Annotated in this window: 17 protein-coding genes, 1 tRNA gene and 1 pseudogene; 11 read left to right on the top strand and 8 right to left on the bottom strand. The window is 44.6% G+C overall.

Features of this window, described 5'->3' with window-relative positions; all coding sequences use genetic code 11:
• Positions 1-90 precede the first annotated feature (90 nt).
• From hbs to DC094_RS01090, 3 genes are all read left to right on the top strand, one after another.
• Positions 91-363, top strand: coding sequence for a non-specific DNA-binding protein Hbs (hbs, locus tag DC094_RS01100; RefSeq protein ID WP_116685248.1), 273 nt, complete (start codon positions 91-93; stop codon positions 361-363).
• A 9-nt stretch (positions 364-372) separates the two neighbouring features.
• Positions 373-446, top strand: a tRNA-Leu gene (locus DC094_RS01095).
• Positions 447-591: 145 nt separating this feature from the next.
• Positions 592-2478 (top strand): SurA N-terminal domain-containing protein, encoded by a 1887-nt coding sequence (locus DC094_RS01090; RefSeq protein WP_116685247.1) that lies wholly within the window; start codon positions 592-594, stop codon positions 2476-2478.
• Between the two features lie 60 nt (positions 2479-2538).
• Here the strand turns inward: DC094_RS01090 and DC094_RS01085 are convergent, their stop codons facing one another.
• Positions 2539-3300: a PNPOx family protein gene (locus DC094_RS01085; protein ID WP_133245427.1), complete on the bottom strand. Its 762-nt coding sequence runs from the start codon at positions 3298-3300 to the stop codon at positions 2539-2541.
• Between the two features lie 308 nt (positions 3301-3608).
• On the opposite strand from DC094_RS01085, the gene DC094_RS01080 reads away from it, so the two are divergent.
• The gene (locus tag DC094_RS01080; RefSeq protein ID WP_116685245.1) at positions 3609-4610 is read left to right on the top strand and encodes an AraC family transcriptional regulator; all 1002 of its coding nucleotides are present in this window, start codon (positions 3609-3611) and stop codon (positions 4608-4610) included.
• A 53-nt stretch (positions 4611-4663) separates the two neighbouring features.
• Here the strand turns inward: DC094_RS01080 and DC094_RS01075 are convergent, their stop codons facing one another.
• From DC094_RS01075 to DC094_RS01060, 4 genes and pseudogenes are all read right to left on the bottom strand, one after another.
• On the bottom strand, positions 4664-6142 hold the full coding sequence (locus tag DC094_RS01075; RefSeq protein ID WP_116685244.1) for a hypothetical protein: 1479 nt from the start codon (positions 6140-6142) through the stop codon (positions 4664-4666).
• A gap of 34 nt (positions 6143-6176) precedes the next feature.
• The gene (locus tag DC094_RS01070; protein ID WP_116685243.1) at positions 6177-7442 is read right to left on the bottom strand and encodes a hypothetical protein; all 1266 of its coding nucleotides are present in this window, start codon (positions 7440-7442) and stop codon (positions 6177-6179) included.
• 215 nt (positions 7443-7657) lie between these two features.
• Positions 7658-9100 (bottom strand): IS66 family transposase, encoded by a 1443-nt coding sequence (gene tnpC, locus DC094_RS01065; RefSeq protein ID WP_116685242.1) that lies wholly within the window; start codon positions 9098-9100, stop codon positions 7658-7660.
• 587 nt (positions 9101-9687) lie between these two features.
• A pseudogene (locus DC094_RS01060) lies at positions 9688-9852 on the bottom strand (YciI family protein); the annotation flags it as partial.
• A 246-nt stretch (positions 9853-10098) separates the two neighbouring features.
• Between DC094_RS01060 and DC094_RS01055 the strand changes: the two are divergent.
• A complete protein-coding gene (locus DC094_RS01055) occupies positions 10099-10686 on the top strand; it encodes a hypothetical protein (protein ID WP_133245426.1) in 588 nt (195 codons plus the stop codon).
• An 82-nt stretch (positions 10687-10768) separates the two neighbouring features.
• Here the strand turns inward: DC094_RS01055 and DC094_RS01050 are convergent, their stop codons facing one another.
• The 3 genes from DC094_RS01050 to DC094_RS01040 are packed head-to-tail and all read right to left on the bottom strand — an operon-like array spanning position 10769 to position 11938.
• Positions 10769-11065, bottom strand: coding sequence for a YciI family protein (locus DC094_RS01050; RefSeq protein WP_116685239.1), 297 nt, complete (start codon positions 11063-11065; stop codon positions 10769-10771).
• Complete coding sequence (locus DC094_RS01045) at positions 11047-11361, bottom strand: hypothetical protein (protein WP_133245425.1); 315 nt, start codon at positions 11359-11361, stop codon at positions 11047-11049. Before DC094_RS01045 ends, DC094_RS01050 begins: the two co-directional genes overlap by 19 nt.
• Before the next feature lie 28 nt (positions 11362-11389).
• Positions 11390-11938: a septation protein A gene (locus DC094_RS01040; protein WP_116685237.1), complete on the bottom strand. Its 549-nt coding sequence runs from the start codon at positions 11936-11938 to the stop codon at positions 11390-11392.
• A gap of 139 nt (positions 11939-12077) precedes the next feature.
• Between DC094_RS01040 and DC094_RS01035 the strand changes: the two genes are divergently transcribed.
• The 6 genes from DC094_RS01035 to rluB all read left to right on the top strand — a co-directional run bounded on the left by DC094_RS01035 (position 12078) and on the right by rluB (position 18401).
• Positions 12078-12926, top strand: a complete 849-nt coding sequence (locus DC094_RS01035; RefSeq protein WP_133245424.1) for a PHP domain-containing protein — start codon at positions 12078-12080, stop codon at positions 12924-12926.
• Positions 12927-13550: an L-threonylcarbamoyladenylate synthase gene (locus DC094_RS01030; RefSeq protein ID WP_116685235.1), complete on the top strand. Its 624-nt coding sequence runs from the start codon at positions 12927-12929 to the stop codon at positions 13548-13550. It begins immediately after the preceding gene.
• Positions 13551-13651: 101 nt separating this feature from the next.
• Positions 13652-14857 (top strand): tryptophan--tRNA ligase, encoded by a 1206-nt coding sequence (locus DC094_RS01025; RefSeq protein ID WP_206605545.1) that lies wholly within the window; start codon positions 13652-13654, stop codon positions 14855-14857.
• On the top strand, positions 14858-15871 hold the full coding sequence (locus tag DC094_RS01020) for a segregation and condensation protein A (protein WP_116685234.1): 1014 nt from the start codon (positions 14858-14860) through the stop codon (positions 15869-15871).
• On the top strand, positions 15871-17520 hold the full coding sequence (gene scpB / locus DC094_RS01015) for an SMC-Scp complex subunit ScpB (protein WP_116685233.1): 1650 nt from the start codon (positions 15871-15873) through the stop codon (positions 17518-17520). Before DC094_RS01020 ends, scpB begins: the two co-directional genes overlap by 1 nt.
• Entirely contained in the window at positions 17517-18401 is an 885-nt protein-coding gene (gene rluB, locus DC094_RS01010; protein ID WP_116685232.1) for a 23S rRNA pseudouridine(2605) synthase RluB, read from the top strand. The genes scpB and rluB overlap by 4 nt, the downstream gene beginning before the upstream one ends.
• Positions 18402-18532: the final 131 nt, after the last annotated feature.

The raw sequence follows: 18532 nt of genomic DNA, 5'->3' as shown, positions 1-18532 counted from the left end.
TTGACACCGCTTTCTAGGCGTTGGTATAAAACGGTCGCAGGCTGATTTCAGGTTCGAATTGACACTAATAATCCTTAGGGAGACACGTCCGTGAATAAAAGCGAACTGATCGATGCAATTTCTGAGGCAGCAGACATTTCTAAAGCTGCAGCCGGACGTGCATTGGACGCAACGGTAGAAACAATTTCTGGAGCACTGAGCGATGGCGATCAAGTGACTCTAGTTGGATTTGGTACTTTCCTGGTACGTGAGCGTGCAGCACGTACAGGCCGTAACCCACAAACTGGTGCAACTATCCAGATTGCTGCGGCTAAAGTACCAGCTTTCAAGCCTGGTAAGGCTCTGAAAGACGCAGTTAACTAAGTCCTTTTCGAGTGGTTAGCTCAGCTGGTAGAGCGTCGCCCTTAAAAAGGCGAATGTCGGGAGTTCGATCCTCTCACCACCCAACAAGGCATAGGAGCGGTAGTTCAGCTGGTTAGAATACCAGTCTGTAACACAGGGAGTCGCAAGTTCGAGTTCCAGCCGCTCCGCTAATTAGTTAAGTGCACCTTAGGGTGCACTTTTCATTTCAGCTAGACCAAGGCCACTGTCATGATGATGGATAGTATCCGCCACGGCGTTAAAAAGCCGGTTGCGGGAGTAATTATCGGCGGATTGATTCTCAGCTTTGCCCTATGGGGTATTCAGGGAGTCGGTACCTCCGGGCAACCAGGTGTTGCAACAGTCAATGGTGAGAGCATCACCGATTACAACTTGCAGCAGGCGCTTCAGAATCAGAACCAACGTCTGGGTGAAGCCGTTGCACAGTACGATGACGCCAGTTTGCGTCAACAAGCATTACAAGGTTTGATTGCTCGTGAACTGTTAAGCCAAGCGAATCAGAAAGCCGGGTTTGATTTTGGCGATCAGCAATTAAAGCAAATTCTGCTTTCAGAACCTTCGTTTCAAGAAAATGGCAAATTTTCAAAAACATTGTTTGAACGCCAGTTATTGCAATGGGGTTATCCAAATGAGCAGGCATTCCTGAGAACACTGGGTCCTTCAGAGCGTGATCGTCAAGCAAACAATGTGCTGACCGCCAGTGATTTTGTACTGCCTTCAGAAATTATTAATCTGGTTCAACTGTTCCAGCAGCGTCGTAGCTTTGACGTTCTAACAGTGCCAGCTGCTTCTCTGTTGGATGCAAAAGCAATTTCACAGGCAGACATCGAAGCGCAATATAATGCGACTCCAGATGCTTATATGGCTTCAGAGCGTGGCCAGTTTGAATATATCGAACTGAGCGTTGCTAAAATTGCTGAAAGTATCCAAGTTACTGATACCGATCTACAAGCTTATTACGATCAAAATCAAGTATTATTTACTACGCCTGAACAGCGTTTAGCGGCACATATTCTGTTTAATGCAGATATGGATAATGCTGGTCAAGTCGCTGCGGCTAAGGCCAAAGCAGAAGCAGTATTCGAACGTTTGCAAGCAGGCGAGTCATTCGCTGATATTGCAACAGCAGAATCTGATGACCTAGCGAGTAAGGCTCAAGGCGGTGTTCTGGATTGGATCGTAGCCGACCAGGCCGAAGAAACATTTGAAACTGCACTGTTTGCATTGCCTGCTAAAGGTGATTTCAGTGAAGTCATTCAATCTGAATATGGTTTTCAGATCGTAGAAGTTCGCGATGTAAAGCCTGGTTCAATTCGCCCATTAGGCGAAGTACGTGACCAGGTTGCGGCAGATCTGAAGAAGAACCGTGCAGCAGAAGAGTATCAAAACCTTTATGACTTGCTAGTTAACAGCAGTTATGAGCAGTCAGATTCGTTAGCTGCCGCGGCCGATGAAACCGGTTTGCCATTACAGCAAAGTGGTTGGATAGAAAAGACTGCCGCGAGTGGTGTATTTGCTGATGTTAGAGTTCGCGACGCGGCTTTCTCTGATCAAGTGATCTCAGAAAACCTGAACAGTGAAGCAGTTGATCTTAGCGATCAGCATGTTGTTGTTGTTCATGTATCTGAGCATCAGCCATCAAGGGTTAAGCCTCTGGCAGATGTGAGTCAGCAGATCAGAACTGAATTAGCCGAACAAAATGCTGCGACAGCGGCGGCTGGTTTAGGCCAGAAATGGTTGGCTGAATTAGCAAAAGGTGACGCACCCGCCCTCGATTTGGCCGGTACGCCTTTGCAATGGGTCGTCAATGACGCTAGCCAACGGTTCCAGTTTTCAGTTGATCCACTGATTACTACTGAAGCATTTAAAATGGCAGCGCCAAAAGCAGATCAGCCAGTACTAACCGGTATTGCACTGAATAATGGTGATTACGCATTGGTTCGCCTGCGTAAGGTATTACCAGGAGATGCTTCAGAGCTTCAAGATCAAGCATTAGCCGGCTTGACTCAAAACATTGAGCGCCAGACAGCTAATCAGATTGTTGAGCGTCGTCTCGATTTATTGCGAGAGAAAGCCAAGATTATTATCAGCGAATAAGTTTTTGCTGATAACATCTTTAAAGCCCCGGATCAGAAATGGTTCGGGGCTTTTTTAGATCTAATACAAATGTTTCATATCAATTTTAGTGGCCAGTGTAACGACTGGCTGTAAGAGCTTTTTGATTGTGTTTGATCGGTGGAGGTGCTGAGACATCGCTTTGGAAAAATCAGTCAGTTCAATTTTTTGTGGCGTGCTATTTTTTAGCATTGGGACCTGAAAAGGCTGGTCTGACAGTTGCGTTTCTTGTTCGATAACCGTGGCGAGTAATGCGGGCTTTTTTTGGACAGACATGCTGCTTAGCAGCTCAGGTTGGTCGCTGATAAAACATGCCCCCGATATGTATTTTGCATGCCCAAATTGATTGAGTAGTAAAATTGCGGCCTTTCCGGTTTGTAATATATTCCGTAACGAAATAGCTACTTTATTTCCCGGCCTTTCTGGTATTGCCCATTGCCGTTCATTTAACTGATAAATCAGATCGGTCGGCTCTCCTTTGGGTGATATCTCACTCTTCCCGGACCAATTATGTGTCAGCAGTAGCCCGTAATTAAAGATATCCGGGTTGTTGTTTGCCCATAGCTGAGCTCGAGTTGCCGCTCGAGCGCATTGCATATAAGCAGATTCGACCGTGATTGATAATTGGCAAGTGCTGCCAGTTTGAGTGCTGCATATGACTCCATTGACCCGCAAACCATGATCAATGTCAGGAATTAAAAAATACAAGCTACCCTGGAGCTTGTTACTCAGCACCGGTTGAAAAGGTTCGCTTGCAGAAACATTGATACCCTGAACCGCTAGCTGCATCGTTGTTGCAGACAAGTCGACTGCTGAAATTGTAAGCAACCTTATTTGAAGATTTTTTTTGTTAGAGCAAGTGCCCAGTATGCAGTGTGTGGCTTTACTTATGAATTCCTGGCAAAAGTAGTCGAGCTGAGGTTGAATTCGGTTGTCGAGTATTTTTGGGTAGGGTTTTATGATTTTTCTCAGGTGACTTTCGTCCTTGATTTGACTGTATTTCATTTCACTATCCTCTTTTTTTTCAGCTGATTCTAGAGAATAATGCGATCAGGGTATTCTCCTCCTGTTTCAGATATTTCTCCCTGGGTATCAACTATGAAGAGGCGTTGATGGCGGAAGTTTCAGCGATAGCAGTGATTGACCTGGCGGATCAATTAATCTCACGAGGCCTGGTCAATATTGAACAGTGCAATGAAATTGATCCTTCAATTATCAGTTTGCTTAATGAAGATAATGCTGCGACCAGGAAAGTTGCTTTATCTGAAAATTTAATGCCAGAAGTATGGCTGCTTCGATTGTGGCAACTGGCTCAATTGAAAGCAGGGCGTAGCGGAGTGGGCATTTTAATTGGCCAGCAAATAGAGGTTGGTCGTTTGGGTATGCTGGCGAACTGGATCGGTGCGACAGCAACACTTGGCGAAGCTTTTGAAGTATTTGTAAACAATATTGTTCTGATGAATGCTGCGGAGCATTGGCAAGCATCGCCTGTAGAAAATGGAACACTACTGGAATTTAGTTTTGTCAATTCAGGTTATCCCGAAATTGCTATTCAAAGATCAATGTCGGCACTTCTTAGTTGGAGCGGTTATCTTACCGGGCAGTTTGTAAAGCCAATCAAGGCAAATTTCTCATTTTCAGCACCAGATAATATAGATCTTGTGCAGAAAGTTTTTGGTCCAAACTGCCAGTTTGATATGCCAGTAAATCAATTGTTGATTGAAAATGCTTGCTGGAGTTTGCCTGTCCAATCTAAAAATAATTATCTAAAGCAGCTCTTGTCTGAAAAAGCGCTTAAACGGAATGTCCCTTATATTGGTGAGTTTGCACATCAGGTGACTGGCTTGTTAAGTCAGGATTTAGTGCGTTATAGCTCGTTGGAAAATGTTCTTGAGGCGCTGCATTGCAGTCGAAGTTCTTTGTCGCGAAAGCTTAAAGCGGAAGGGACCAGCTTTAGTTTGCTTCTTGACCAGCAGCGACAGCTAAATTTTCAGAAAATGGTTGCTGCAGATAAACCTTATTCAGATATCTTTCCTCGGTTGGGGTTTCAAAGCATTAGTGCGATATATAAAGCTGTAGTGCGTTGGAAGTTTGAAAATAATACTGGCCTTTGAATTAAAAAGCCCCGCAAAATAATTGCGAGGCTTCGGCTGGTAAGCTTTAAAAATTACAGCAAACGATGAACAATCGGGCAGTTAATAATAATGCCTGATGAGCCATAGGCAGTGCCACCAGGGCCGGTCAAGAAACCACGTTCGACCATACCTAAAATAGCAAATTCTTCAGTCATTCTTGAACGATAGCCACGATCTACGGCTTCTTGAGTCCATTCGCCTAAATTTAAGTCCCAAAGCGGACTGTAGTCCGTAGCAATCGTCGGAATGCCACCAAGCACATTCAATGGGCCGCCTTCGTCGCGAATTGCACTATTAAACCCTTGGCGTTGCGGATTAGATTCAATTTCAGTTTCACCTTCAGGTATCTGGTTCACTGGGCCGTTGGTGAAACCGAAAATCCGCTCAACTGGGCTGAATAATGAATCGTCGCGACCAACAGGGATATTAGCTAATGCTGGTGCATGAATAGCGTTTTCTAAAGCCGCTGCAATGGGGGTTGAAGCATCGGTTGAAAGATATAAAACCGGGCGGCCAAAGCTAAAGCCTTGAACCAAATTAATCGTTACAGTACCGGGCTCTCCATCATCTCCTGGGCAAATGCGAGATACACTGTCATGCAATATTGCCCTTGCTGCAACTTCTTCTGATGGATCGATACCATCGCAATAAGGGCTTAATTCGTCAGCGCTAGCGGCAAAAGAAACCATCGGTGCGTTATAAACATGATTGCCAGCGTTGCTGATTTGAACCAGTGGTGAATAAAATCCATCATCACTATCGCTGTCGGAGCCTTCTGCGCCAGGTGTTGGTGTAACTGTTGAGATTAAATTACTCGTTCCAGATGCATCGTTGCCTGGAGTGCCTAGGTTTCGGACAGGAGAGAAATCTACCGAGCCACCCGAAAAAATTAACTGGCCGTCAGCATTGTAATAAGCGCTTCTGACAGTACTTGACATTCTGCTTTCAGTTTCGCTTGCCGGTATGTCTGCAAATAACAATTTAGCACTGAAATTAAGGCCCAGTGCTTCGGCATTATCTTTATCGGAGGTATCAGTGACGATATACCAAACTTCTCGATCGCTATTGTCACTGTCGCTGCCACCACCGCTATCAGATCTTAAAACACCCTGGTATAAAGGAAGGGTAACCGTAGCAGCATTAACCGACTCTAAATCCAGCGTGCCAGCAGTTAATAACTGCAGTGGGCCAACTAAATTGCGGTTAACGGTGGTTGGTGATGGGCCGAAATAGGTCACTGGGATATCTGCGCCAATTGACGGTGGTGCAGGTGCAACATCATCGTCGCCGCCATCGGATTCAAAATCAATTGGGCTGCCAGGAATTGCACCATTTAGTGCATTGGTCGTTCCAGCGGTTGCATCGGCAATGGTTTGAGCTAGCTCGCCACCAGCTAATTGATTGCTGGGTGCGTTTTTTGATTCGTTAGAACTATTGCCACAAGCCGATAAAGCTAATGTCACGGCAATGGCAACAGAATATTTCACGGATGATTTTTTAATAAATTTCATTTGAGAAGGCCTCATTAAATACGACATAAATGAATTACAGGAAACGATGAACAATAGGGCAGTTCACAATAAATCCTGATGAGCCATATCGAGCGCCGCGAGGGCCGGTAATAAATCCACGTTCTACAAAACCAAGGATTTGAAACTCTTCTGTCACGCGTGAGCGATAACCGCGATCAATTGCTTGTTGTGTCCATTCGCCAATATTCAAATCCCATAAAGGACTGTAATCGGTAGCCACGGTTGGAATGCCGCCAAGTACGTTTAATGGTCCGCCTTGCCCTAATAATGCGCTGGTTAAACCTTGGCGCTGTGGATTTGTTTCTAATTGCGCTGCTTGTGTTTCAGTTGCTGCTGCAATTTGGAAATCGTTAGTTGGCCCGTTAACAAAGGTGAAAATTCGCTCTACTGCACTAAATAATGAATCATCACGGCCAACTGCCACATCACGCAAGCCAGGTGCGTAAGTCGCGCCTTCTAGTGCTGCAGGAAGTGGGTCGTTAGCATCGGTAGACATATATAACACCGGCTTAGCAAAACTAAATCCTGAAACCAGTCGCATTGTAACGGTGCCAGGCTCGTTGTCTTCACCGGGACAAATGCTGACAACGCCATCATGCACCAAGCTGTAATCAACATTAATACCGTCACAAAAACTAATGTCGTCTGCGGTTACGTTATAAGCCACCATCGGCGCATTATAAATATGGTTGCCGGTGTTGGTAATTCTTACCAATGGTGAATAAAGCTCATCTCCCACCGAACCAGGTTGCAATGTTGCAGCTAATGGTGGGAAAACTGCAGCATTTGGGTCGAGTGTATTGCCTGGCTCAACATTACGAACTGGTGAAAAGTCTACGCTGCCACCGTGAAATAATAACGTGCCATCTTGGCGTGTTTCGGCGATGCGAACACCGCGGCTATTATCGGCGAAAACTAATTTTGCAGCATGATTTAAACCAAGGCTTTCTGCTGCCGCACTATCGGTTGTATCTGTCACGATATACCAAATGGATTCGCCGGTTTCTTTTAGCTCACCACGATAGAGCGGCAGGGTTATTGTTCCAGCATCTTCATCTAGCGTGCCCGCTGTGAGCAATTGATAGGGCCCGATAAGTTCAGGTTCTACCGAAGAAGGCGGTGGCCCAAAATAGGTAACAGGAATATCTGTGCCAATCGATGGTGGTGCAGGGCGGACATCGTCATCATTTGATGCTTCTTGAGCATAAACATTATTAATTGCTAAGGCAGTCATAATTGCAGCGCTGACTTTAAGCATATTAGAAACAGCTTTAATCATAATTATTTTCCGGCATTGAAAATTGCGCTGTGATCATTGCACGAGGACTTTGCAAAAATATTGTGTTTTTAGGGTGCTTGGTTTTATTTAGAGAATGGGTGGGCGTTCTTTGTTGGGTTTTTAAATGACGAAAGAAAGTTCATTTTGTTTTTATGTTTTTGGTATAAAAAACAGATTGTTTTGTATAGTTTAATTAAATGTAACCATTCAGCATGTCACACCAACCGATCCAATTTCTTCTGAATAAAGTCCGGCCATTTACCCGCAAATAATAACGACAAAGCCTCCCCAACACCGACCCCATGTTTTTGGCAGGTCGATATATAGCTCCGGATTCTGCAATACGCTGTCACGCCATCCCATGAGCGGAAGCAGCCTGATATCTTCTGCTGAACCGTGCTCATACGGAAGTCCCGTTCACCCTGATTATTGGTAAACGGTGCTCGGGTATTACTCATAAACCGCAGCACGTCTGCTTCAAAATCCCGCAGCCGTTCTAATAAATTTCTCGATTTACTTCGTGCTAATTTCCCTCGTTTTAATTGACCTTTTTTATCCGCTTTTTTTGGCTCAGGTGCCGGACATTCCCGATCACCTGCTTTTAATATTTTTCGATATCGCTTCACCCATTTTTGACACTGCTTTTCATCCAACTCACCCCCCGCCTCATTGACTGCTGTATTCATTTCATAAAGCAGATCTTCCATTGCCTTGGCCCACTGCTGGCCATCTTGCTCATGGGCTCGCGCCAATTCACGTACATGATGGGCGTTACACAATACATGCAAGCACAGCACAAATCGGTAGTAGCTTTTCCAGTGATCGTGTACCAATAAACCGGTAAATTTAGGCAAGATGTCGATCGCTTCCATTGCCTCGATACCTCTTGATTCATGCGCTTCAATCCACGTCCAGCGGTCATTGCTCGCGACATGTAGCCACTTTCGTTTACCATTGATATTGACGCCGGTTTCATCGGCATGAATCAAATCTCCAGCACGCAAAATAGCCGGTACTAACTGAGCAAATGGCTTCAGTCGATGAAAAGCTTCCTGATTAAAATTGGCAAGGCTACCGGTGCTGATTGGCGCATCCAATATCTCAGCGAAGTGCTTTTGAGTCCGTTCATAAGGAATCAGCTGGTAGCTCGACATATAAACCGCGTTGGCTTTAAACTCATTGCCATATTGTATTGGCCGAGTGACCCCTTGCGGAAACTCAGCAACAAACTGGTTACCCTGCTCGTCTTGTAGAATCTGCGCCCGATATTCGGTGACATATCGGGTAATACGAACATCAACTACTTGGCGGCTTTCACTGCCAACAACACGGTATTTTCCTTTCGGCAATTGGCTACGATCAATCGTAATATCCAGCACTTCATCTGGGTCTTTCACCGGTGATAAATTACTGCCTTTATGGCCAGGCTGCCCGCCTGGGTTTTTATTGCTTTTGGCGCGCGATTTCTTTTCTCGATTAGGATCTGCCGATGGCGGAATGCTGGAGTTTTTGCTGTTTAGCCCTTTGCTATCAAGCAATATCTTAACGACGAGCATCAGCATACGAACCATCGCCACCAGTTCGGGCGGTAAGCGTTTGCTTTTGGCTAACAATCGCTCGGTTTCAGCGATGGTTTTATTAATTTCGATTGAGTCCATGCGGTTATTATCGCACAGGTTTTCAGGGTGGTTTTTTTGTCTCTGAGGCTTACTGTGGCGACTTTTTAGAAGCGGAATGCTGATGCGCTATTCTGAGCAAAAAACATTGATAATCAGGTGTGTTAATAGCAGTTTAATGCGGCGTTTAAGTGGTATTCTGAAAGAGGTGCTTAAATTCGGGAAAATATCAAAAAAACCTGTCAAGCGATTTTTATATTAAATTGTGCTGAATGGTTACAATTAAATTACCTTGATAGGTAATTTGTAAAGCTTATTCTTCTACTTTAGTTTTTATTTTATTAGGGTTTTATGTCTTTATTTTTCTAAATAGTAGTGATTTAAAAAGTAAGGTTTTTAAGTAATGGATGAAATTTTGGCGTGTGATATTCAATCTTTATTGTGAGTGATTACTGAGAATGGCAGTGTTTAAGCTGTTGTGGGTTGCTATGAGTTCAGTGCATGGCAATGCATGCTGAGCTTTGATGGGTGCAGTGGTGTTTGATTTGTGCAGAAGTAATGTGGATGGATATAGGCGAGTATTAGCCCCGAACCAAAGCAAGAGTCAAGGGCCAATATTGCAGTATGTATTAAAACACTTTCTTAAATGGTTTAACTGAAACAGATTGATAGACGCCAGCGTCAACATATGGATCTGCATCAGCCCAAGCCTTAGCTGCTTCTAATGATGCAAAATCTGCAATCACCACGCTGCCGGTAAAGCCAGCTTCGCCTGGATCTTCGCCATCAATGGCTACAGTCCAAGGCTTGCTATCATTCCAAATGAGCTGGATTAACAGGCTGTTTCCAATGTTCCGTCAGTATGTAATCAAGTATTGGTAGATACAATGGCAAATAAGCTAGCAATCCGGCAATATGTTTGGCCGAGGGTAGTGAGGGCTCGTGGAGGTAATTCTGTACGTTGAGTTCATTTTCTTTTGTGATATTTTTGGTTTGTATCTATCTCCAGTTTTGATTTTTTTAGCTTATAAGTTTTGGTTGTGATTGAAAAAAGGTTTAAATTTTTACTGCTTTTCTTAGCCATGCTGATGGTTATTATTTTGTGCAAACAAGCAGAGCTTATGTTTGGTAAAGAGAATCAAGATCAGGCTGATTTGATAATGCTTGTACGCACCCCGATTAGCATTGGTTTGTTGCAAGAGCATCTTAAAGAGCTGCAGAATATGACTAAAGAAATAGATGCTTATTCATTGTCGGAGATTAAGGTTAATTTTGAAAAAACCACTCGAATTTTAGAAATGGTTGATGCTGAGATAACTGCTCAGCAAAAATCTTGGTTCAATCTATCTCAGAGGCTTAAGCAGGATGCTGGAGAATTTAAAAAATTAAAAGAAAATCTTGATGCTGTTCAAGTGCTTACTAGTAATGAGTTGGAGAGGATAAACGCTATGATTGAAGATGCAAGTAAACCGAGATTGCTGGATTTAATTGGCAGTTCGGTCTGGGCTTTTATACTAGGCATCATGTCATCAGTTTTTGCAACAGTCGTTATTCTGTTTTTCAAGGAAAAGCCAAAAATAATAGTAAATTTTATGAAAAGAGTATTGCCTTCGCATAGTGCGAACTGATTAGGTTGCAGGGGCTATTGAAAACGAATCAGCAGTCAATTGTTGTAGGGTGGCTTAGCCCCAGCCCCTGCATAAAGGTTGCTTAAAACACTTTCTTAAATGGCTTAACTGAAACTGATTGATAAACGCCAGCGTCAACATATGGATCTGCATCGGCCCAAATCTTAGCCGCTTCTAATGATGCAAAATCTGCAATCACCACACTGCCAGTAAAACCTGCTTCACCTGGATCTTCACTATCAATGGCAGGCAGCGGGCCTGCGGTCAGTAGGCGCCCTTGATCTTGTAAGGTTTGCAGTCGCTGCAAATGAGCCGGGCGAGCTTGCTTGCGCAGTGGCAAGCTGTTTTCAATATCTTGACTTACAATGGCATACCACATAATTGCCTCCAGAGACGTTTAAAGGGTTGTTTGAAATCATTTGCTTTGTCAGCGTTTAAAGAATTCGGAGGCATGCTTATGGCAACAACAAACACCAAAAGCTGCCTCCAGAGACGTTTAAAGGGTTGTTTGAAATCATTTGCTTTGTCAGCGTTTAAAGAATCCGGAGGCATGCTTATGGCAACAACAAACACCAAAAGCTGCCTCCAGAGACGTTTAAAAGGTTGTTTGAAATTATTTGCATTGTCATCGTATAAAGAATCAGAAGGCACGCCTATGGCAATAAAAAATGCCAAAGACGGCCTCCGGTGAATCTGCAAAAAATTACTTGGAATTTTTTGCTTTGTCATCGATGTACGGAATCAAGGTCATGCTCATGGCGACAACAAATACCAAGGTCAGGCCAAGAATGCCAAACACTTTGAAGTTGACCCAGAACTCTTGGGAGAAGTTAAACGCGACATACAGGTTTAAACTACCTAGCGCGAGAAAGAATAATGCCGCGGCAATATTGAGCTTCGTCCAAAGGCTGTCAGGTGCAGGTTTTGATGTTTGGCCAGACAGAAAATCCTTAACCAGATTGCGGCCCATCAGTGGCGCACCCAACAAAATTACTGTAAATAGCCAGTTCACCACGGTGGGTTTCCACTTGATGAAAGTGTCATCTTGAAATATCAGTGTTAGTCCACCCATTACCAGTACAATCACCAGTGTGAATAGGTGGATCTTCTCAACTTTCTTATGGCGAAACCATTGGTAGCTAAATTGAAGCAAAGTCACCACAATAATGACCGCAGTGGCGGGGTAGATGCCGTAAAGCTTGAAAGTAGTGAAAAACGCGATCAGCGGGAAAAAATCAAACAACAGTTTCATCGAAAGAATGGGCTCTCATCTAATGCGGACAGACAATTTAGCATAGCAACCTAGCATAGCAACTTGCTAGATTAAAACGCGGCTAACACTGACGTAGAAAAACTGAGTATATGAATGAATTTGAAAAGGATATGAGATCTTGAAGGTAGATTTTCACTTACACAGTCATTTTTCTGATGGCACTATGTCGCCTGAAGAACTGGTGGATAAACTGGCGGAACGTGAAGTCGCTGCCGCTGCATTGACTGATCATGATTCGGTTAATGGCTGCTCAAGATTTCATAAGGCGGCAGCTGATAATAACATTGCCAGTTATAGCGGTGTTGAAATCTCAACCTTATGGGATGGGCTGGAAATTCATGTGGTGGGTTTGAATATCGACCATACCGACGCTCAGTTATTAGCCCGTCTGGAACAACAAAGAGCACGTCGTACAGAGCGCGCCTTTGCAATGGCTCAGCGGCTAGAAGGTGCCGGTTTTATCAAGGTCTGGCAGGGCACTTGTGAGTTAGCTGGTGACGGTGTTGCGCCAGGAAGAGCACATTTTGCACGATATTTGGTAGAAAGTGGTCAAATTGCCAGTCCACAAAAAGCATTCAAACGCTGGTTGGGCCAAGGTAAACCTGCGTATGTCGCATCTCAGTGGTGTGAAATGGCACAAGCCGTAGACTGGATTATTCAGGCTGGAGGCTATGCAGTGCTAGCGCATCCAACCCGTTACAAAGCAGGCCGTGGCCGACGGGAAAGATTACTCAAGGCATTTGCAGAGGCCGGTGGTCATGCAATTGAAATACCTTTATATAACCTTGAAAGTTCAGAAGCACGACAGGTTCTCAAGCTAACAGAAATGTTACAGCTACAAGGCGGTGCGGGCAGTGACTATCATGGTGCCATAACACGCTGGATTCAGCCGGGTGTCGAATATGATCGGCAAACTTTGCCTTCACCTGTTTGGGATCGCTGGATCGAATTATCTCAGGAACAATAGATGGCTCAATTTTTAGAGATACATACACAAGATCCGCAACCTCGCCTGATTAGCCAGGCAGTGGCGCAAATTCGCCAAGGCGCGGTAGTGGTTTATCCGACGGACTCTGGTTATGCGCTAGGGTGTGGGCTGGATGAAAAATCAGCGGTTGATCGAATCCGCCAGATTCGTCGGCTGGATAAAAAACATATGTTCACTTTGATCTGCCGTGATCTAAGTGAAATTTCGACCTATGCCCAAGTTAATAATATGGCGTATCGCCAGTTGCGCAGCCATACCCCTGGTCATTACACGTTTATTCTTCGTGCAACCCGTGAAGTACCACGCCGCTTGCAAGATGATAAGCGTAAAACGGTAGGTATTCGGGTGCCTGAAAACCGTGTGGCACAGGCGTTGCTTGATGCTTTAGGTGAGCCATTACTGAGTTGCTCGCTAATTTTGCCAGACGATGAAAGCCCTTTATTAGATGCAGAAGAAATCCTCGATAGAGTCGGCTCGCAAGTTGATTTAGTCATTAACGGCGGTTTTTGTGGTGATGACCCAACCACTGTGGTTGATCTGCAGGGTGACTCACCAATCGTATTACGTGAAGGTAAAGGTAATTGCGACGCTTTTGCTGAGTAATTTTTTTCATTTTATGGTTTCCTTTGATTAATTTACAAAGGTTGCAGTGTAATTTAGCTGGCCACATATAAAATAGTTTTTGCAGTGTTTAGGAGAAGTCATTGAACACAGGTCATCCCGATCAGCGAGTGCTATCTGGAATGCGTCCATCAGGGGCGTTACATTTAGGTCATTTTCACGGTGTACTGAAAAACTGGCTCAAATTCCAGCACGAGTATGATTGTTTTTTCTGTGTTGCCGACTGGCAAGCACTGGGGCGTAACTTTCAGGCGCCGAAGAATATTGCACAACATATTCAAAACCTGGTAATCGATTGGTTATCGGTGGGTATTGATCCGGCATCGGCAAAAATATTTTTGCAGTCACGGGTGCCAGAACATGCCGAATTACATTTATTGCTATCGACCATTACGCCGCTCACCTGGTTGGAGCGGATGCCGGCGTTTAAAGAAGCTCAAGAAGCTAACGAATCGTTAAGCTTGTCTGATATTAGCTCACCTCTATTAAAAACTACCGATATTCTGATTTACCAGGCAGGCTTGGTAACGGTCTCTGATGAACATGAAGTGCATGTTGAATTGGCGCGGGAAATTGCCCGTCGATTTAATCATCTCTATGGCCGCGAAAGTGATTTTGAAAAAAAATCCGAGCAAGCCATCGGTAAAATGAATAAAAAAGTCTCCAAACTTTACCAGAATTTGCGCCGCTCATTTCAAGAGCAGGGTAATCAAGAAGCTTTGCTAATGGGCCGTGCCTTGTTGGAAGACCAGCAGGTGTTAACCATGGGTGACCGAGATCGCTTGACCGGTTATTTAGAAGGTAATGGCCGTCAATTATTAGCAGAGCCGCAAACGCTGGTAACTAAGGCGGCCAGAATTACCGGTTTAGATGGACGCGTCATGTCCAGAAACTATAACAATATTATTTCGCTGCGCGAAACCAGCGACTCAGTGGAACAAAAAATCCGTACCATGCCGACCGATTCCCGCCGAGTGCGTTTAACTGATCCGGGTGATCCGCTGCGTTGTCCAGTTTGGCCGTTGCATGAAAATTTTTCTGATCAGAAAACCTGTGATTGGGTAACCGAAGGTTGCACTACTGCAGGCATAGGTTGCCTGGAATGTAAAAAGCCTTTGATAGACAATATCAATGCTCAGCTGGAACCGATCCGAGTTCGAGCCAAAGAATATGAAGAGCATCCAGGGCTGGTTAAAGACATAATTTATCAGGGAAGTGATGATGCTAGAGATGTCGCAAGGGAAACCCTTGATCGGGTGCGTGATGCCATGGGAATGGTGTATTACTAAATGAGCCAGTCAGATCAAGATGCCTCAGTAGAAAATATTGCTACAGATGAAAATACAGAAGCTGCGGTTGTGTCAGAAGAAAACCCTGATACTGATTTAGCTGCAGCGAATGTAGATATTGCAGAAAATACGCTTCAGCCTGAAGTGGATCAAGCAGACCCCCAGTCAGATTTAAAAGCAGATTCGACGGCAGGGCAACCAGCCGACACTCATGCCGATGGCGAACAAGCAGTGCAGCAGGAGTTACCATTAGCGTTTGTTAATGGTGAACCGATGACTGCATGGCCGCATGATTTATTTATTCCACCCGATGCATTGGAAGTATTTCTAGAGGCTTTTGAAGGGCCGCTAGATTTATTGCTGTATTTAATTCGCAAGCAAAACCTCGATATATTAAATATTCCAATTGCTGAAGTGACTAAGCAATATATGGCGTATGTCGATTTAATGAAAGATATGCGGTTAGAGCTTGCGGGTGAATATTTGGTAATGGCTGCAATGCTAGCGGAAATTAAATCACGCTTTTTATTACCAAGACAAATTAAAGATGACGAAGAGGAAGAAGATCCTCGGGCTGAGTTAGTGCGTCGACTGCAAGAATATGAGCAGTTTAAAAAAGCTGCGCAAGATATCGATGAATTGCCGCGCCAAGGGCGAGATGTTTTTAATGCTTCAGTCGTCATGCCAGATGTTGATAAAGAACTGGTTTATCCAGAAGTTTCGCTAGATGAATTATTGCATTCTTTATCAGAATTATTGCAGCGTGCTGAATTATTTACCTCGCACCAAATTAAGCATGAAACCTTGTCAGTACGCGAGCGAATGAGCATATTGTTAGAGCGATTGTCCGATCAGGAATTCACCGAATTTCAAACCTTGTTTCTACCAGAAGAAGGCCGTCCAGGGATTGTGGTGACATTTTTGGCAATGATGGAACTGATTAAAGAAGGCTTGGTTGAGTTGGTTCAACAAGCAGCTTTTGCTCCAATACATCTTCGAATAAGAGTGTCTTGATGGAACCGGAAAAAATCAAAAAAGTTATCGAAGCCGCTATTTTTGCTGCAGATGCGCCATTAAGTATTGAAAAATTACGCGGATTATTTCTGGAAACCGGTGAGCCGGATGTTTCAATAGTGCGAGAACAGCTACAGCAATTATCTGATGATTATGCCGGGCGTGGCATCGAACTGGTGCAAGTTGCCTCCGGTTGGCGCTTTCAGGTCAACCAAGAGTGTGCACGAATTGTTTCCCGATTATGGGATGAAAAACCGCAAAGATATTCCCGCGCATTTTTAGAAACTCTGGCTTTAATTGCTTACCGGCAACCGGTAACGCGTGGTGAAATTGAAGCGGTACGTGGTGTAGCGGTTAGCAGTAATATTATGCGCAACATGCAAGAGCGAGAATGGATCAGGGTTGTTGGGCATCGCGATGTACCGGGACGACCTTCGCTTTATGCAACCACTCGACAATTTCTCGATGATTTTGGTTTAACAAGTCTTGATCAATTACCGGCATTATCAGAATTAAAAGATATTAATCAGCTAGCAGAAAAACTGGATTTATTTGACAGTGTTCCACCGGCTGAAGGCAATCAAATTACCGGCGATGCTGCTGATCAAACTGCCAATGTAGAAATCGTAGAAAATACAACGCAGGTAGATCCGCAAAACCCAGAAGGCACCGCCGATACCCAGGTTAAACTTGCCACGAGTGAACCTGAAAACCTGCCGGCTGCTGATCAAGCTCAAGCAACAGGGCAAGGCCAGGATCTAACGCAAGATAAAGCACCGGCGCAGGACGATAATTGGCTGACACCAGTCGCGCAGATTCAACTGCCTGAATTTGAATTACCCTCAATTCCAGATAAATCAGATATCGCACTGGCTGATGCTGTTTTTGAACAGCACAGCGCTGGACAGCAAGATTCGGAATTAGAAGATTCGGAATTAGATAACACCGAGTTGGTAAAGCCTGAACAAGCAGCGGTATCATCAGAAATTTCTGAGCTGGAAAATACTAAATTAACCGCGCCTGAATTAAATAATCTCGCACCAGAAAGCCCAGTATTTGAAGCAGATGGCTTGGCAATTGATGATTCAGAGCAAAGCGAATCAGGCAAGGCTGAATTAACTGAGATTGAATCAGAACAGTCGCCATCAGCAAGTGTTATTCAATCATTGCCAAGCATGCCAATTGCTGAATTTGAAGGTGCGCCGTTAACTGAGTTATTGCAACAGGCAGATCAACCTTTTGTTGAAGCAAATGAAACAGTAGAACCGGCAAATGATGCGGTTGAAATACACCAAACAATCGATGCGCCAGCGATTGAAAATTTAAACGATTCTGCCACCGAAGAGTTGAATCCTTCGCAGCAACAATTGGTTGATCAATTAACCCATTTGCTATCGCCGGATGATAATTCACTACAAAATATAGAATATGGTCAGTCAGATACCCCACTTGAGCCTGACGCGCTGGCTTTGCCGATAGAAAAAAGGCAGGATGCGCAGCTTGACTCAGATGTATTTGAGCAAACAAATTCCGAAGAGATCGAAGTGCTCGAACCATCACAGGTGTCGAATACTACGAATTCTGAATCGGATCCCACAAATAAACATGTCTCTGCTGATGAAGCACCGGGCATGCAGGAAGATGTATGAGCGAAAGCGATAAACCGGCAGTAACCGGTGAAAAAATTCAAAAAATTCTGGCTCGTTCTGGAGTAGGTTCTCGTCGAGAAATCGAACGAATGATCGAACAAGGGCAAATCAGCGTTAATGGTAAAGTCGCCACATTAGGTGATCGAATTAACGGTGATGAGCGAGTTAAGGTTTCTGGCCATTTGGTTGCTGTCAGAAGTCAGGTCGGTTTCCGTCGTCGTGTATTGGTCTATCACAAGCCAGAAGGTGAAGTGTGTACCCGTCGTGACGAGCAAGGTCGCCGTACCATTTTTTCTTCCCTGCCAAAAATTTCTAACGGCCGTTGGATTAACGTCGGTCGCCTGGACTTAAACACTTCCGGTTTATTGTTAGTGACCAATGATGGTGAGTTGGCCAACCGGTTAATGCACCCTAGCCACGAAGTAGAGCGGGTGTATGCGGTTCGTGTTTATGGCGAAGTTGATGATGAGATGATTGCACGTTTACAAAAAGGTGTTGAGCTAGAAGACGGCCCAGCAGCTTTTGAAGCGATTGTTGAAGCCGGTGGTGAATCCAGAAACCGTTGGTTCCATGTCAGCTTGCGTGAAGGTCGTAATCGCGAAGTGCGCCGTTTGTGGGAAAGTCAGGGCGTTAAGGTCAGTCGATTAATTCGGATTCGTTATGCTGGTATGGACTTACCTCCAGGGCTGAAAAACGGTCAGTACTCAGAAATGGAAGCGCCAGATGTTGAGCGGATGGCAGTTTCTGTTGGCTTACAAAAAAGTAGTGCACCCGTTGCAGGTGTAGGCCAGCGTGCGCCATCGCGTTCGCGTTCTAATAGTCGTGTTAATAATACGCGACCTGCTGCTCGCTCAAATAGCGGCAGACCAAAGCGCAAGTAGCGTTAATCAATCAGCAGCGGATGGTTTGTCGGCTTTATCCTACAGACCGTCTGGGTGCGCCTTAGCGGCTTTTGCTATTGGGACAAGCGTTTGATTATTAGCTGATGCTATATGTATCGCCCCAGCGCAAG

This window comes from Pelagibaculum spongiae, from assembly GCF_003097315.1.
GTDB lineage: Bacteria > Pseudomonadota > Gammaproteobacteria > Enterobacterales > Pelagibaculaceae > Pelagibaculum > Pelagibaculum spongiae.
Note: the sequence above shows the minus strand (reverse complement) of the source record. Positions and strands in the feature narration are given on the sequence as shown.